Source organism: Mucilaginibacter sp. KACC 22773 (assembly GCF_028736215.1).
GTDB lineage: Bacteria > Bacteroidota > Bacteroidia > Sphingobacteriales > Sphingobacteriaceae > Mucilaginibacter.
This window is the reverse complement of record NZ_CP117883.1, coordinates 3,462,705-3,480,834: the sequence shown is the minus strand read 5'-3', so window position 1 is coordinate 3,480,834 and position 18,130 is coordinate 3,462,705. Positions and strand designations below refer to the sequence as shown.

Sequence of the window (18,130 nt, the reverse complement as noted above, 5' to 3'; positions counted from 1 at the left end):
ATTACATTTTTAAAATCGACAATTAACCAATAACAAATCAATTTATGAGAAAATTTTTACTACTCAGGCATGGGGGGCCCTCCCGCGTGCAATGGCCGCCCAGTAAATGGGGCCAAAAAGTAACATTAGTTGTATTCTCTATCATGAGCTGCCTGCTTTTTTCGCTTGGTGCATCTGCACAGGTGAAGGTGACGGGAACGGTAACTGATACCACGGGCGAAGCACTAACAGGCGTTGCCGTACGTATTAAAGGCGCCCAGGGTGGATCAACAACTGATGTAAAGGGACAGTTTAGCTTAACTGTACCTACTGCCAACAGCGTGTTGGTATTAAGCTATATTGGCTTCGCCACAATGGAATTTCCGTTAAACGGGCAAACAAGTATCAGAGTGCGGCTAAAAGCAACTAACTCATCACTGCAAGAAGTTGTAGTAACAGGTTACGGTTCACAAAAAAAGGAATCCATTACGGGCGCTATCTCCAGCGTAACCAGTAAAGATCTTGATCGCGTGCATGCCGGTTCAACGGTGAGCACGGGTTTGGCAGGTAAAATTCCAGGTGTAACTTTCAGAATGTCTGAAGGCAGGCCGGGAGCAAGCGCCAGCATACAAATCCGTAACATGGGTTCGCCTTTGTATGTAATTGACGGTATCCAACAAGATGAAGGCCAGTTTAACAACCTTGCGCCAAACGATGTGGAAAGCATTACTGTATTGAAAGACGGCTCGGCAGCTATTTACGGTGTACGCGCGGCAAACGGTGTTGTGGTGGTAACCACTAAAAAAGGTAGCGGCGATGCGCGCATTAATATTGATGCCTATACCGGTTACCAAAACTGGTACAGGTTCCCGAATGTATTAACCAACTCGTACGATTACATGCGTTATCGTGCAGATGCTGAGGTGAACACCAACGGCTCAACCAGCATTACACAAGCCGAACTTGACAAATACAAGGCAGGTACCGAAAAAGGCTACCAAAGCTTTAACTGGCGCGATTATGTGTTGAAAGCGAATAACAACGCCCCTCAAAACTCTGTTAACGCCAACTTTACCGGTGGCACCGATAGGGTTAATTACTACGTTTCAGCAACCAACTTATTCCAAAATTCACAATTAGGCAAAGAGTATAAGTTTAACCGCTCAAATATCCAATCAAATGTTTCGGTTAAAGTTGCGGCTGGTTTAAAAGTTAGCCTGAATATCAATGGCCGTATAGAAACCCGCGAAAATCCGGGTGTACCTGGTGGCGATGATTACTTCCTGGCAAGGTTTGCGGTATTAAGGAATACACCTTTGGAGCGCCCTTACGCTAACGATAACCCTGCTTATTTGAATGATATTGGCCATACCGAATCAAATTACGCGTTCCTGAACGACAAACTTTCGGGTTTATACCACAGCGACTGGCGCGTATTGCAAACCAACTTTGGTGCCGAATATCAAATTCCCGGCATTAAGGGTTTAACAGTTAAAGGTTTGTATTCATACTACATAGCCGATTATTTGCTGAACAACCAGGAGTATACCTATAATGCTTACACCTACAGGCCAGCTACCGACACTTACGATGTAACAGGCGGCAGTACCAACCCATGGAGAGAGCGTGAGCAACGTAAGGAGTTTGCAAAAACCTACCAATGGCAAATAAACTATAACAATACCTTCGGCAAGCATACCGTGGGCGCTACGTTTGTATCTGAGCGTATCGAACTTCAGCACTTGCGCAACTGGATCCACGCATCGCCGGTTTCAAATAACCTGCCGCTTATTTATTTCCCAACTGCCGATACTTACCAGGATAGTGATGATAAAGAAGCTCGTATCGGTTATATCGGTCGTATCAACTATAACTACGACAATAAATATTATTTAGAAGCATCTGCAAGACGTGATGCATCGTACCTTTTTGCGCCTGATAAACGTGTGGGGTATTTCCCGGGTGTATCTGTTGGATGGAGGATTACTCAGGAAGGCTTTATGAAAAGCTTGCTTGGCGATCACAGTGTGCTGAATGATTTGAAAATCAGGGGATCATACGGTGTGTTAGGAGACGATAGGAACCTGATTTCGCCTTACTCATATTTACCTGGTTACAACTACAATTCGGGTACTGCTATTATAGATGGCAATGCGGTGGTTACATCAAGGGATAAGGGTATAGTAACAACCAATATTTCATGGTTAAAAAGTAAGATAACCGACGTTGGTGCCGACTTTAGCTTCCTGAACAGCTCCCTTACCGGTACTGTAGATTATTTTTACAGAAAACGTACCGGTTTACTGGGTACCAAAAATGATGTGATTTTGCCAATTGAAGTTGGTTACGGGTTACCGCAGGAAAACACCAGCAGCGATTCGCAACAGGGAGCGGAAATTTCCCTTAACTATAACGGAACCATTGGTAAAGCGACATTTAATGTTGGCGGTAATTTTTCATACAGCCGTCAAAAAAATCTTACCTCGTACAACCCGTTGTTTTATAACTCATGGGATCAATACCGTAACTCAACCGAAAACAGGTATTCACACATCGACTGGGGCTACCAGGTTATCGGCCAGTTTACATCAATTGACCAGATTAACAACTACAAAATCAACAACGATGGAAAGGGCAACCGTAGCCTGTTACCGGGCGATTTAATGTATAAGGATCAAAACGGTGACGGTAAAATTGACCAGTACGACGAAAGGCCTATTGGTTATGGGTATGGCACACAGCCTAATATAAACTTTGGTTTCACTCTTGGTGCAGCTTACAAAGGTTTTGATTTCCACGCCGATTTTTCGGGCGGTGCAGGCTATACCTGGTTCCAGAACTGGGAAACGAGGTGGGCGTTCCAAAACAACGGTAACTTAAATACCATTTTTGAAGACAGGTACCACCGTGCCGATCCATTTGATATTAACAGCCAGTGGATTCCCGGAAAATACCCCGCCAACAGGATTAATCCGGGTTTTGGCTATAGCAGCTACTCACTTAACGGGCAAAATAATTCATCGTTTTGGTTGCATAGCGTAAGGTACCTAAGGGCAAGGACACTTGAATTGGGTTACTCGTTACCAACCAATTTGTTAACAAAGGTAAAGATCAGGAAGGCAAGATTTTATGTTAATGCATACAACATGTTTTCGTTTGATAACCTGAAGCAATATGCGGTTGATCCGGAGGTAACGGATGATAACGGGCTTCAGTTCCCTCAAAGTAAGGTCCTTAACTTCGGTGTTAATTTAACCTTTTAATTAATCCCTTAAGTTTAAATTCAATGAAAAAAATAACTATAATAACTACGTTTGCGGCCCTGTTAATTACGGGATCATGCAAAAAAGATAGCGAATTTTTGAATGTGCCGCCCAAGCAGATAGTAACGGCAGATGTGGCATTTTCAGATCCCAACCTGGTGCTATCTATCCTGGGCGATTTATATAATCGTGTGGTTGATTTCTCGGGCCTTGATAACGGATGGGCTTCGTTTGCTGACTTTAGCGAATCGTTCCCATCAGAAAACGGCAGTTCGTACTTTGTACAACGTACCGGCTGGGGTTACGGTGAGTGGGGAACCTGGGACTATACATACGTTCGCGATTTAAACCTGTTTATTGACCGTGCAACAGCGGCAACTAAACTAACCGCCGATCAAAAAAATCAATTCATCGCCGAAGGCAGATTTTTACGTGCCCAGTACTATTTTGAACTGGTAAAACGCATGGGTGGCGTGCCATTAATTACCAAACCGCTCGATTACGATTTCTCTGGCAATGTAATACCTTTACAGGTAGCCCGCGCCAAAGAATCAGAAGTTTATGATTTCATCATCAGCGAGGCCGAAGCTATAAAAGGTTTATTGCCTGCAAAAGTAGAAGAGAAATCAAGGGCAACCCCTGGTGCTATTTTAGCCATGGAAGCAAGGGCTGCACTATATGCAGCTTCTATTGCCAAATATGGCGCTACTACTCCACAGGTTTCATTGCCAGGCGGCGAAGTCGGTATACCTGCAAGCATGGCTACCGGTTATTACACTAAAGCTCTTGCGGCTGCTAAGGCTATCATCAGCGGCAGTGCAGGTAATTACAGCTTATACAAGCAATTGCCAGACCTGAGCGATAACTTCGCTAATATTTTTCTTGACAAAACAAGTACAGAATCAATCTGGGTTGAGGACTTTAAGGCCAACGGTGGTAAAACCCATGGTTTTACCACAAATGATCAGCCTTATTCAATATCTGACGAAGGTTTGGATGCAGGCCGGTTAGATCCGTCGTTAAACCTGGTTGAAGCGTACGAAAAACTGGATAATACCTATGCGCCAATCGCAACCAAAGACGGCTCTGGTAACCCTATTTACTACGATAATCAGCTGGATGCTTTTGCTGGCAGGGATGCAAGGTTAGCAGGCACAGTATTATTGCCAAACGGTTTATTTAAAGGTAAACGTACTGATGTTTGGGCTGGTTACCAGCTGGCTGATGGCAGCATACTTACCAGCGGCGATGCTGTACAACTTAAGCCGCTTCCGGGTACAACTACGCCGGTACAGGTAGTAGGTAAGGATGGGCCTGTTAACGGTTTGGAATTCAGAACGCAAACCGGTTTCTATGTTCGTAAATATCTTGATCCAACAATTGGTTCCGGTCGTCGTGGTCGTGGTAGCGATGTTAACTTTATTCGTTACCGTTATGCTGAGGTGTTGCTTAACGGTGCCGAAGCTGCTGCCGAGTTAGGCGACTATACAACAGCATCAACCTATATTAACCAGGTACGCGCAAGGGCTGGCCTTAATACACCACTGGTGTTAACAGCCGCTAACTATTTTGATCGCATTGTACACGAGCGTAGGGTAGAGCTGGCCTTTGAAGGACATACCTTGTTTGATATGAAACGCTGGAGATTGGCAACCGTAGTATGGGATGGTAATCAAATGACCGTTACCGACCTGGTTACCAATATTGGCCAGGCGGCTAAACGCAACACACAACCATTTGGGTTATGGCCATATAAATATTACAACCCCGGCAATGCCAATAATGGTAAATGGCTGTTTAAAGAAGTTAAACCAAGTTCTGTAACAGGTGCAAACAGGTTCCAGTTAGGTAATTATTATTCACAAATTGGTGATAACGTATTATCGGCTAATCCTAAAATTGTTAAACAACCAAATCAATAGTATTTATTAAACTACGATCATGAAAATAAAATTTCATCATATCATCATAGCACTCTTGCTTACAGCTACGGGTTGTAAAAAAGATAATTATGCTGCGCCATCCGCAACATTTAACGGGAGGTTAACCTATAAAGGCGACCCTGTGAATGTGGAGTATAACCAGGTGCCTTTCAACTTGTATCAGTCCGGTTTTGGAAAATTAGCGCCAATAGTAGGCACGTTTGACCAGGAAGGCAATTATTCAACTTTGCTTTTCAACGGTAACTATAAATTCACAATTCCTGCAAATCAGGGCCCGTTCATGTGGAAAGAGTTATCTGCCGGCAAGCGCGATACCATAGCGGTTACTATAAGTGGCAATAAAACCATGGATATTGAGGTAATGCCATATTATATGGTGCGCAATGCCAAAATAACCGCCGCAAGTAAAACAGTTACGGCTACTTTTAATATCGAAAAAGTAATAACCGACGCCAATGCAAAAGGCATTGACAGGGTGAACCTGTATATCAACAAAACCCAGTTTGTATCGGGCGGCGACCAGGTAGCTTCAACACAGCTTAACGGATCGGATATTACCAGCTTGAGTAACATCAGCATGAGTGTTGGTATCCCTTCGCTGTCACCAACACAAAATTATGTATTTGCCAGGGTTGGTATTAAAATAAGCGGAGTTGAGGATATGATATTCTCGCCTTTAGTGAAAGTGTCCTTCTAAGTTAATAATTGGTTCGGGGTCGTACTGTGCGGTGCGGCCCCTTTTTTCAATGTGTTAACTTTTAGTATCAGGTACCTAATGTGACGTATCGAAACTTTTAATATTATGCTTATGCAACAGTATTGATACCAGCAGTAATTGTGTGATGCCATACATTTGCCAAAGCCCTGATACTTACTACTAACTACTTGATGCTTTTTATCTCTTAATATAACTAATGAAAAAACTAAATTTATGCCTTGCGGTTTTTACTGCGGCCTGTTTATCGGCTAATGCGCAGCAAAGTAGCTGGCACCTTATCAAAACAAAAATAACAACACCCTGGGCCGACAAGGTTGACCCAAATGCGCCGTTGCCCGGGTATCCCCGCCCGCAGCTGGTAAGGGGTAATTGGCAAAATCTGAATGGATTGTGGGATTACGCCATAGTGCAAAAAGGTATCGCAGGCCCTGCCAGGTATGAAGGTAAGATATTGGTGCCTTTCGCCGTCGAGTCTGCCCTGTCAGGCGTTGGCAAAACGGTGGGGAAGGACAGCATGTTATGGTATAAAACTACCATCACCCTCAATAAAACATTAAAAGGCAAAGATGTATTGCTACACTTTGGCGCTGTTGACTGGCGTACCGAAGTTTTTGTAAACGGCGTTAGCGCCGGTAAGCACGAAGGCGGTTTCGACCCCTTTACATTCAATATCACCCCTTATTTAAAAGGCGGTGCAAAACAAGAAATTAAAGTGAGCGTGTGGGACCCAACAAATGACGGCCCGCAACCACGTGGTAAACAGGTTAAAAGTCCCGAAGGGATCTGGTATACGCCTGTAACCGGTATATGGCAAACAGTTTGGCTGGAAGGCGTTGCCAAAACGCATATCGAAGCCACCAAACAAACCCCCGATATTGATAATCACACGCTAACGGTTTCGGCCGAAGTAACCGATGGCCAGCCCGGCGACCTATTGAAAATAACTGCCTGGGATGGTAAAACCAAAGTAGACGAAAAAACAGTTGATGCAGGCGCTGACGCTGTATTGAATATAAAGGACGAAAAATTATGGTCGACAACAGATCCTTTCCTGTACGATTTGCAGGTGGCTGTTATCCGCAAAGGCAAGCCGGTTGATGAAGTGAAAAGCTACTTTGCCATGCGCAAAATTTCTCTTGGTGCCGATGCTAATGGCGTGCAACGTATGTTGCTAAACAACAAGTTTGTATTTGAATACGGCCCGCTTGACCAGGGCTGGTGGCCCGATGGCTTGTACACCCCGCCAACTTACGAGGCCATGAGCTACGATATTGACCAATTAAAAGCAATGGGTTTTAACATGATCCGTAAGCACATTAAGGTTGAGCCCGCCCGCTATTATAACTATTGCGATAAAACAGGCATGCTGCTTTGGCAGGATATGCCAAGCGGCGATTTGGGTAACCACTGGGAAAACCGCCCCGGCGTGTTAGACGGCCAAACCGATCAGCAGCGTACGCCCGAATCTGAAGGTTACTACCGCAAGGAGTGGAACGCCATCATCAACTCATTATACAACTACCCCTGCATTGTGGTATGGACACCTTTTAACGAGGCCTGGGGACAATTTAAAACGGTTGAAATTACAGAATGGACAATGAAAAAAGACCCGTCGCGGCTGGTGAACAGTGCAAGCGGTGGTAACTTTTACGATACCGGAAATATTGTTGATTTACATAACTACCCGCACCCCGCAATGCCGCGCCCTGAGATTTTTGGTAAAACCAAAGCAGTGGTACTGGGTGAGTTTGGCGGCCTTGGCTGGCCTGTTGACGGGCATACCTGGCAAGCCAACAAAAATTGGGGCTATCAGAACTTTAAAAATGGCGACGACCTGCTAAAACGTTATATCACCTTTACCGATAGATTGCAGGAACTTATAAAACTTGGCCTTTCGGCTGCAGTATATACGCAAACAACCGACGTAGAAGGAGAGGTTAACGGTTTTATGACTTATGATCGTAAAGTGATTAAAATGCCTGTAGAATTGTTACACAAAGAAAACGTGAAACTTTACGATCCGGCGTTGGCGAAATAAATGATAGGAACGATTTAGCGGCGACTAAAGTCCGCTCAACAGAGAGGACTTTAGTCGCAAAGTCTCTTTTTAGAGTTAATATAAAAAGAAGTTGTCATTTCGATAGAGCGAGCGTAGTAATGTGTAGGGAGCGAAAGAGAAATCTTATACGCCCTGCATTCCGCGAAGCATGTGCAGAGCAAGTCGCATAGGATTTCTCCTCGTACCTCGTTCGAAATGACATCGTTTATTATTGTTCAAGCGATATTTACATAGAGTAGCAGCCTTTTGAGAGAACTGAAGAAGGCCAAATAGTTGCAAATAATATATTTCACAATGAATAATATGAATAGAGTAGGCAAAGTGATCTGCTTGACTGTTTTAGCAATATGCGGCAGTATTTACACAGCAGCGGCGCAAGCAGTAAAGGCATCGGTAATAACAAAGGTTAATAACCAGCAGGTGAACGCCAATTACATTAATAACCGGGCGCCGTTGCAGCACGAATATTTTACCAAACTGCCGGTAGGCAGCATAAACGCAGGTGGCTGGCTAAAAAAAGCGTTGGAATTGCAGCGCGATGGCCTTACCGGTAACCTGGGCGAAATAAGCGTTTGGCTATCAAAAACCAATAATGCCTGGCTAAATAAAGAAGGTAAAGGCGAATATGGTTGGGAAGAATTACCTTACTGGCTAAAAGGCTACGCCAATATTGGCTATATGCTGGGCGATCAAAAGATTATTAAAGAAGCCAAATTCTGGATTGACGCGGTATTAAATAACCAGCGCGATAACGGCGATTTTGGCCCGGCCCGTACCAATAAAGGTAACCGCGACCTGTGGACAAACATGCCTATGCTTTGGTGCCTGCAATCTTATTACGAATACTCGAAAGACCCAAGGGTAATACCGTTCATGACTAAATACTTTAAGTATGAACTATCCGTACCCGACAACGAGTTTTTAGAGGACTATTGGGAAAACAGCCGCGGCGGGGATAACATGTTGAGCGTTTACTGGCTTTACAATCGTACGGGCGATAAATTCCTGTTGGATTTGGCTGCAAAACTGGATAAAAATACCGCCAATTGGCGCCAGGCCAATAACCTGCCCAACTGGCATAATGTAAACGTAGCCCAATGCTTTCGCGAACCGGCAACTTTTTACCTGCAGAGCCATGATCCAAAGGATCTGGCCGCTACTTATAACGATTTCAGCCTTATCCGTAAAATATATGGCCAGGTACCCGGCGGCATGTTTGGCGCCGATGAAAATGCCCGCAAAGGTTATGACGACCCGCGCCAGGCCGTAGAAACCTGTGGCATGGTTGAGCAAATGACATCAGATCAAATGCTGTTAGGATCAACCGGCGATACCTTTTGGGCATCCAACTGCGAAGATGTGGCGTTCAACACATTTTCGGCAGCCTTTATGCCCGATTACCGATCTTTAAGGTATTTAACTGCACCAAACATGGTGCTTAGCGATGGCAAAAACCACAGCCCCGGCATTGCCAATGAAGGTCCGTTTTTAATGATGAATCCTTTTAGCAGCCGCTGCTGCCAGCACAACCACGCGGCAGGTTGGGTATACTATGCCGAAAACAGCTGGATGGCTACCCCCGATAATGGCATAGCAGCACAGCTGTATACCCAAGGGCAGGTATCGGCAAAAGTTGGCAAAGGCGTAAATGTAAATATTGTGGAAACCACTAAATATCCTTTTGAAGACGAGGTGAGCTTTACGGTAAATGCGTCAAAAACTATTGCTTTTCCGCTTTACCTGCGCATCCCTGAGTGGTGTAAAGCTGCATCGGTAAAGGTAAACGGCATCCCGGTAAAATTGAGCTCAACCACCGGCGACTATATCAAATTAGCTAAAACCTGGAAAAACGGCGATAAAATAACCCTGCATCTACCTATGCAACTAAAAGTACGCCAGTGGGAGCAAAATAAGAATAGCGTGAGCGTAAAATACGGTCCGCTAACTTATTCGCTCAAAATTGATGAACAATACACCAAGGAGGATAGCCGTACCACAACCCAGGGCGATTCGCACTGGCAGCCTACGGCCGATCCGCAAAAATGGCCATCGTTTGAAATTCACGCCGCATCTGATTGGAATTATGGTTTGGTAATTGACCAGGAACATCCCGAGAAATCAATTGAAATTATTCACCGTGCATGGCCAAAAGATAATAATCCATTTACAAATGCTAACGCCCCCATTGAGTTAAAAACCAAAGGTAAACAAATTCCCGGCTGGGCAATTGATCAGTATGGCCTTTGTGGTGTGCTGCCTCAAAGCCCGGTTAAAACCAGCCAGCCAACAGTTAATTTAACATTGGTGCCCATGGGCGGGGCAAGGCTAAGGATCTCATCGTTTCCGGTAGCAGAATAGGCGTTTATTAAAGCGATGTAGTACTTACTGTTGCGATTTTTAAAATATGACAATTATTAATTTGTTGATTATTAGGCAATTGATATTTTTATCTGTTTCACCTGTTGCGAACGCAACAGTTTTTTAGTCCAATAAAAAAATAGGTTTTAATATACCTGACTATAAATAATAATGAGGCGAAAATACTGTTGGCTAATCTTTTTTTTCATCCCGCAATTGTCATGCGGGCAGGAAAAAACGCCTGTGAAAGTAAGTGATCAGGTAGATATCGCGTGGGATCAGTCGACGCTAAAACAGGTATCTGCACGTGGTGGCAACTATGCCCGTGCCATACAACTCAGTAATGGTCATCTGCTTTGTGTTTATGAAGGCGACGGCGGGATACAAAGTACCGTAAGTACCAACCTTGGCGAAACCTGGCTTGCCCCGGTAAAAGTGGCTTCATCGGTTCCGGGTGTTAATATGGCCGTTCCTGATATTTTGGAACTGAAAGACCACTCGCTGCTGGTATCCTATAATCCCCGGCCGCACAAAGTAAATGGCGTGGCAGATACTACTAAACACTTCGCCATCATCACCAAAAAAAGCTATGATGAAGGTAAAACCTGGACAGATGAGCGTTTGATATACCAGGCCGGCTACCGGTTTGAGGATGGTTGCTGGGAGCCGTCGCAATTGCAGTTGCCATCCGGCGAAATTCAGTTGTTTTATTCAGACGAGGGCATCTTTACGCAATCGAATGAGCAAAATATTTCGCTTTTCAGATCGTACGATGGTGGCCTCAGCTGGACAAAGAAACCCGAGATTGTAACATTCACACCCTGCCACCGCGACGGGATGCCTGTACCTGTTTTGTTAAAGGGGACAGGTGAGATAGTGTTTTCCATTGAAGATAATAGCGGCGGCCAGTTTAAACCCTCCATCATTCGCAACAGCATTGCGCAAAACTGGCAAAAAACCGTCGGCCCTGGCGATGCGGAACGTACTTACGCACTTACACCCGGGTTGCCCCAGGCGGTTTATGCCGGCGCACCTTATCTGCGGCAGTTGCACAGCGGGCAAACTATTCTATCGTACCAAAGCACGCAAAACCGGGATAATAACGGCGATTTGGCCTGTATGCAGGTGGCTGTTGGTGATGATAATGCTAAAAACTTTAAAAATGTAAGCACGCCATTTACCGTACCTTTAAACAAGCATGGCTTGTGGAATTCGCTGTGTGTGCTTAATGATGATACCATTATCGCCTTAACATCAACTGATGCTTATGGCAGCAACGCTATCTGGATGATAAAAGGACATTTGACCAATAAAAAATTGAATTAAACTATTAAACACTTATACATGCAAACTAAACTAAAAGTCTTGGCCATCGCTTTAATAATGCCATTGAGCATGAAGCTATCGGCCCAGCAAAAAGCAACAGCAGCCGTTTGGAGCCCGCAAAAAGCCAGCGCCTGGTACGCCAAAAACCAATGGCTTGTAGGCAGCGATTTTATAACCAGCAACGCCATTAACCAATTGGAAATGTGGCAGGCCGATACCTTCGACCCGAAGACTATTGATAAAGAACTGGGCTATGCGCAAGGTATTGGCATGAATGTAATGCGGGTGTTTTTGCATCACCTGGCCTGGCAGCAAGATCCGGCCGGCTTTAAAAAACGGGTGGACGAATACCTGGCCATATCCAGCAAACACGGCATTAAAACCATGTTTGTATTTTTTGACGATTGCTGGAACAAGGTGCCAAAAACAGGTAAACAACCCGAGCCAAAACCTGGCATCCACAATTCAGGCTGGGCGCAGGACCCCGGCCAGCCGGCGTCTGAAGAGATGGCCAATTCGCCGGTGTTGGAAAAATATGTGAAGGACGTATTAAACACTTTTAAGGCAGACAAGCGCATATTGCTTTGGGATTTATATAACGAGCCGGGTAACTCAGGTAAAGGGAATAAAAGTTTACCACTGCTTAAAAACGTATTTAAATGGGCCCGCCAGGTAAACCCAAGCCAGCCGGTAAGCGCAGGCGTGTGGTCATGGGGATTAGAGGATTTAAACAAGTTCCAGGTAGCTAACTCGGATGTAACTACTTATCACGATTATTCGCCGGTTGATGATCACCTAAAAACTGTTCAATTCCTGAAAATGATTGGCCGCCCTCTAATCTGCACCGAATATATGGCCCGCCCGCGTAACAGCACATTTGCAACCGTATTGCCTATGCTGAAAAAAGAAAACGTAGGCGCCATAAACTGGGGCTTTGTAACCGGCAAAACCAATACCATTTATGCCTGGGATACCCCGATGCCCGATGGCGCCGAACCAAAACTGTGGTTCCATGATATTTTTCACAAAGATGGCACGCCATATAAAACTGAAGAAACAGAACTGATTAAAAGCCTGACAGGACGGGGAAAATAGATTTCAGATGTGCAGATGTCAGATTTTAGATGTGCAGATTAGGAGGTACCCATGACATGTTTGAAAATCCCAAACTTACGAAGTTTTAAAAACTTCGTAAGTTTTTGTCGATTTGCCATTTTTTCGCCAATAGCCCCTGCATTTGTTAAATAAATAGCGATGAGGGTTAAAAAGACCAGTTACTTAATTGCCGCGTGCCTTGCTTTAATGGGCTTGTTGCTTGTTGATGATGTCGCATCAGCGCAGATCATCAGGCAAAAAAAGTTTAAAACCAGCCCGGGAGTATTCGTAAGCCCAACCGGCACCCGATTTACCATAACCTGGCCCACGGGCCAGGGCAACAACGGCCGGCTGGTATTGAATCTGAAAAATGACGAACCATTATTCAACAGCATCGGATTAAGTAAAGACGGCGTATACCAAACCATTATCCAAAACGTCGATCCGCAGTTCATTATCTCCGAAGGCAAGCGCGACCTGGTGTCCCAAAACGGATGGAATATATTTTTTGATAAGGTTCCCCTAAAACCGCATCAATCCTATAAAGTTGACTTTCATAAAAGGGATATCAACGTAAATAGCTCGGGTTCACGAACTGTAATTACAATAACTGGGGCAGAAGCCCCCAATTTTAAGGGCGACCTGCAGATAACACTCTATAACGGGCAGCCCCTGTTCAACATAGCAGCGGTTGTATCAACACAAAAAGATTCGACGGCTATACTGTATGATGCCGGTTTAGTAGGGAAGGAGCGGCCTGTAAAAAACGTCAGCTACAGCGATGTTTACGAAAAACTGCAAACAGCAGTTATTAATCAGCCTGATACCGCTAAAAACATAGCCGTAAAGTATCGTGCAATCATCGGCACAAATGATAAAGGGAGCATTGCGGTTTTCCCGGCGCCGCACCAATACTTTTACCCATTAGATGAAGCTTTTAACCTCAAATTTGTGTGGTACGGCAACAATTACCGCCAAATGCTCGACGGCTTTGGCATTGGTATACGGCAGGAATTAAATGGTGATAAACGTTATGTACCCTGGTTTAACGCACCGCCGGGGACAAAACAGCGGCTTAACTTTTTTTGCCTGTTAGGTAGTAATGGCGCACCGGCGTTGATAGCTCATGTGAGGCAATTTACACATAATGACAGCTATAAACCCTTGCCGGGCTACAAAACCATGGCCAGCCATTTTCATAATGAGTTTATTATGAGTGTGGTGCTTAAAGGTAAGCCTGTACCCGACAGCCCCGGCTTTGTAAAAGTGTTTAAACGGCTTGGCGTAAATATGGTGCACCTGGCCGAATTTCACTATACTGCCCACCCTAAGGGTCCCGGCGAACAACGCTTACAGGAATTGAAAACTTTGTTTGAGCAATGCGCCCGCTTATCCTCATCAAATTTTTTGTTGTTGCCAGGCGAAGAGCCGAATGAGTTTTTTGGAGGCCACTGGCTGGAGTTTTTCCCAAAACCGGTTTACTGGATTATGGACAGGAAACAGGGTACGCCGTTCGAAACTACCGATGCCGAACATGGCAAGGTTTACCATATTGGTGATAAAAACGATATGCAGAGGCTGCTGCAAGCCGAAAATGGCCTGGCCTGGACTGCACATGCCCGTACCAAAGGATCAACAGGGTTTCCGGATGCATATAAAAAGGAGGATTTTTTTCTGTCGGATAGGTTTTTAGGTGGTGCCTGGAAGGCGATGCCAGCCGATTTGTCGCAACCCAGGTTGGGGAAACGGGTGCTGGATTTGATGGACGATATGAATAACTGGGGCCTGCATAAAAAAGTGCTCTCGGAAGCAGACTTGTTCAGCATCGAACCGGAAAATGAAATGTATGCCCACATGAATATCAATTACCTGAAACTGGATAAACAACCGGAATATAAACAAGGCTGGCAAACTGTTTTGGATGTGTTGCAGCAGGGGAAATTCTTTTCAACCACCGGCGAAGTATTGATTGAAGATTTTAAAATAAATGGCCGGTCGTCCGGCGAAACTGTTGCCTTGCCTGCCAATGGGCAATGCCATATCTCGTTTAAAACCAGCTGGACATTCCCGCTTAATTTTGCCGAAATCATATCTGGCGATGGTAAGCAGGTTTATCGCAAACGTGTTAACCTTGATGCAACCGAAGCATTTGACAGCAGGTTATTTACCTTAACAGAAAACCTTAAAGGCCGCAAATGGGCACGTTTAGAGATATGGGACGCTGCTGTTGACGGTGCTTTTACGCAAACCATCTGGCTTAAATAAAGTGCCTCGTTACTTTTTTTATGCTGAGACTTAAAGTTTCACCAAATCAGCTTAACTTGTAGGCCTATCAGCAAATGAACAAGCAAGTAAAGATCACAAACGGCCGTATCATCACCCCCAAGGGCATCATTAATGGCACTATACTCATCAACCAAACAAAGATAGCGGCTATATCTGAGCGAGATATCGACGCTCCTGATGCCCTGGTAATCGACGCCCATGGTAATTATGTTTCGCCGGGCTTTATTGATATCCATGTGCATGGCGGTGGGGGCCACGATTTTATGGACGGTAACGAGGAAGCTTTCCTGGAAATAGCCCGTACGCATGCCCGCTATGGCACCACAGCCATGGTACCCACAACCCTCACCGCCGAAAAGGCCGATCTGCTCAAAACGCTTGATTTGTATGCCACAGCCGATGCTAAAAATACAATGGGTGCGCAATTTTTAGGTATGCACCTGGAAGGCCCATACTTTGCCATGAACCAGCGCGGTGCGCAGGACCCACGCTATATCCGCAATCCCGACGAGGAGGAGTATAAAGAGATTATTGCTTACTCCAAGGCAATCAAACGCTGGAGCGCCGCACCGGAACTGCCCGGCGCAATTCAGTTTGCCAAATACCTGCAGGCCAACGGCATTATGCCCGCTTTGGCGCATACGGATGCTATTTACGAGGAAGTTGCCTTAGCTTTTGAAAACGGTTACAAGTTGGCAACGCATTTATATTCTGGCATGTCGGGTGTAACCAGGCGCAATGCCTACCGTTACGCCGGAGTTATTGAAGCCGCTTTTTTGATTGATGCTATGGATGTGGAGGTTATTGCCGATGGTATTCATTTGCCTGCGCCCTTGTTAAAACTGGTTTACAAAATTAAAGGGCCGGACAGGATAGCGCTCATCACCGATGCCATGCGGGCGGCGGGTATGCCCGAAGGTGATAGCGTACTGGGTAATAAGGATACCGGTTTAAAAGTTATTGTAGAAGACGGCGTTGCCAAACTACCCGACCGCAGCTCATTTGCCGGCAGTGTGGCCACCTGCGACAGGCTGGTACGTACGATGATGACAATGGCCGACGTGCCACTGCCCGAAGCCGTAAAAATGATGACCAAAAACCCGGCAATGATTATGGGGGTAGATGACCGCAAAGGCGCTTTAGTTGAAGGCCTTGATGCCGACATTGCCATATTTGATGAGCAGGTAAATATTCAGGCAACAATCGTGAACGGAAAGCTGGTGTATGGTGGGTAGGTTTGAGTTGTGAGTGGCAGAATTTTTTTGCAACAGGCAGGGCACGGCGCTACGGCAGGCTTCCGCATTACATCACACGCTAAGCGCCGGGTTTAATTTTGCAACCAGCCTTACTTCCGTACACAGGTAAGTATTCGTTCCTCATATTCGCTTGTTTTCCAGCCGCCCGTGAAGTAACCAAAACACAGCAGTCACAAAGGTAGCGACATAGGAAAAGGGTTAAGAATATTATAAATAAACGGCGGCGACAGCCACGGCTCCTGACTATTTTGCTGTACCGGGCTTTAAACGGTAAAGACTATACTCTTGAAAAAATAAAGCAGCAAAACCGGGCTTTTGGTGCGGACTCAAATAGTGTTGACAAACCAGGGGGCTGCATACATCGCAAAGGCTCTGGGATGCACGTTGAACGCCTCTTTCTTTCAATCATCAGTAAGTTTACTTTTCTGGTTTATGAAATCAGCGTCTCATGATCACCTGATCACTATTTTTCGTATCATGTTGTTTTGCCAATCCGCTACATAAATATATCCGAAAATATCTACCGCCACGTCTGTTGGCCGATTGAATGATGCAGAGGCAGCTGGCCCATTTGCGAAGCCCTCAACGCCGTTACCCGCAACAGTTGTCACGTCACCCTGTGCGGTCACCTTTCGTATTTTATTGCTACCATTATCAGCTACGTACAAATTTCCTGAAGCATCTAAGCACATGCCCCCGGGGTAATAAAACGAAGCTTTAGCACCCTTGCCATCGTTTGAACCTCGTTCAGTAGAGCCTGCAAGAGTTGTAACTACCCCGTGTGGGGTTATTTTGCGAATCTGATTAGTAATTTCCTCTGCTACATATACATTACCTTTTGTATCCACTGTCAAGCCATTCGGGCTGTCAAATGAAGCTTTAGCACCCTTGCCATTTGCTGTTCCCTGAACTCCACTCCCTGCAAAGGTACTTACCATGCCATCCGGGCTTATTTTTCGGATTTTGAAATTAAGGAAATCTGCCACATAAACATTACCTGAAACATCTAAGGCTACATCTGTTGCTCCCCAAAATGAGGCTGCAGCACCCTTTCCATCGGCGGAACCGGCCGCTCCGCTGCCGGCAAAGGTTGTCACCAGGCCTGACGGGCTGACCTTACGTATCCTGGTACCATCTGCTACGTATAAATAACCGGAAACGTCCACCGCCAGGCCAGATGGATAAGAAAATTCAGCCTTAGCGCCCTGCCCATCGGCAAACCCCGGAAAACCACTGCCCGCGAGCGTCGTCACGACGGCCAATGGGGTTATCTTACGTATTGTACAATTTATCTGATCTATCATATAAAAGTTACCGGAAGCATCTAACGCCAAACTTCTTGGCTTATTAAATGAAGCTGTCGTGCCTGTGCCATCAGCCGAGCCCTGTTGTAAACTGCCCACAAATGTGCTTACTGTTACTGTGGTCGGTTTAATATTGAACGGAGCCTGTATTCTGCTGTCGGCAAGGGGGCTTAGCGATACACTGGTAGGAGCATTAAGTTCTTTAACACAGGATGCGTTGCCCAACAGTAGAGCAAATGTTAAAATGAAAGTTGTTCGAGTTCTCATGGTGTGGTGAGTTAAATAAAAAAGATAACTTATTTAAATACAAACCTAAATGCGCACCGGAAAGATCCAAATGACGGTCGGCACCACATCTCATGATCCTCATTACTATTAGGAGTACTATGGCAGAATATTCAAACTAACCAGCGCTATTTTGATATCTCAATAATATAAAGCTATTCATAACTGGCTAACCCACATATGGCTTGATGTTTATTTGGTGAAATAGCATTTTTGTTGCTTAGGCGTGAATAGGGATGTTCATAAGCTTTTCCAATC

General features: G+C 45.2%; 10 protein-coding genes. 9 read left to right on the top strand and 1 reads right to left on the bottom strand.

Annotated elements, in window-relative coordinates; all coding sequences use genetic code 11:
* The first annotated feature begins 44 nt into the window (after positions 1-44).
* From PQ469_RS14480 to nagA, 9 genes are all read left to right on the top strand, one after another.
* Positions 45-3,242, top strand: coding sequence for a SusC/RagA family TonB-linked outer membrane protein (locus PQ469_RS14480; protein WP_177183846.1), 3,198 nt, complete (start codon positions 45-47; stop codon positions 3,240-3,242).
* 23 nt (positions 3,243-3,265) lie between these two features.
* Positions 3,266-5,164: a RagB/SusD family nutrient uptake outer membrane protein gene (locus PQ469_RS14475; protein WP_090650930.1), complete on the top strand. Its 1,899-nt coding sequence runs from the start codon at positions 3,266-3,268 to the stop codon at positions 5,162-5,164.
* Positions 5,165-5,183: 19 nt separating this feature from the next.
* Entirely contained in the window at positions 5,184-5,882 is a 699-nt protein-coding gene (locus PQ469_RS14470) for a DUF3823 domain-containing protein (RefSeq protein ID WP_274213601.1), read from the top strand.
* A 217-nt stretch (positions 5,883-6,099) separates the two neighbouring features.
* Positions 6,100-7,941: a glycoside hydrolase family 2 protein gene (locus tag PQ469_RS14465; protein ID WP_274213600.1), complete on the top strand. Its 1,842-nt coding sequence runs from the start codon at positions 6,100-6,102 to the stop codon at positions 7,939-7,941.
* Between the two features lie 315 nt (positions 7,942-8,256).
* Entirely contained in the window at positions 8,257-10,320 is a 2,064-nt protein-coding gene (locus PQ469_RS14460) for a beta-L-arabinofuranosidase domain-containing protein (RefSeq protein WP_274213599.1), read from the top strand.
* Between the two features lie 243 nt (positions 10,321-10,563).
* Positions 10,564-11,646, top strand: a complete 1,083-nt coding sequence (locus PQ469_RS14455; RefSeq protein ID WP_274213598.1) for a sialidase family protein — start codon at positions 10,564-10,566, stop codon at positions 11,644-11,646.
* Positions 11,647-11,664: 18 nt separating this feature from the next.
* A complete protein-coding gene (locus PQ469_RS14450) occupies positions 11,665-12,741 on the top strand; it encodes a cellulase family glycosylhydrolase (protein WP_274213597.1) in 1,077 nt (358 codons plus the stop codon).
* A 159-nt stretch (positions 12,742-12,900) separates the two neighbouring features.
* Positions 12,901-15,006, top strand: coding sequence for a CehA/McbA family metallohydrolase domain-containing protein (locus PQ469_RS14445; protein WP_274213596.1), 2,106 nt, complete (start codon positions 12,901-12,903; stop codon positions 15,004-15,006).
* A gap of 74 nt (positions 15,007-15,080) precedes the next feature.
* Complete coding sequence (gene nagA, locus PQ469_RS14440) at positions 15,081-16,262, top strand: N-acetylglucosamine-6-phosphate deacetylase (protein ID WP_274213595.1); 1,182 nt, start codon at positions 15,081-15,083, stop codon at positions 16,260-16,262.
* Positions 16,263-16,735: 473 nt separating this feature from the next.
* Here the strand turns inward: nagA and PQ469_RS14435 are convergent, their stop codons facing one another.
* The gene (locus tag PQ469_RS14435; protein ID WP_274213594.1) at positions 16,736-17,854 is read right to left on the bottom strand and encodes an NHL repeat-containing protein; all 1,119 of its coding nucleotides are present in this window, start codon (positions 17,852-17,854) and stop codon (positions 16,736-16,738) included.
* Between the last annotated feature and the right edge of the window lie 276 nt (positions 17,855-18,130).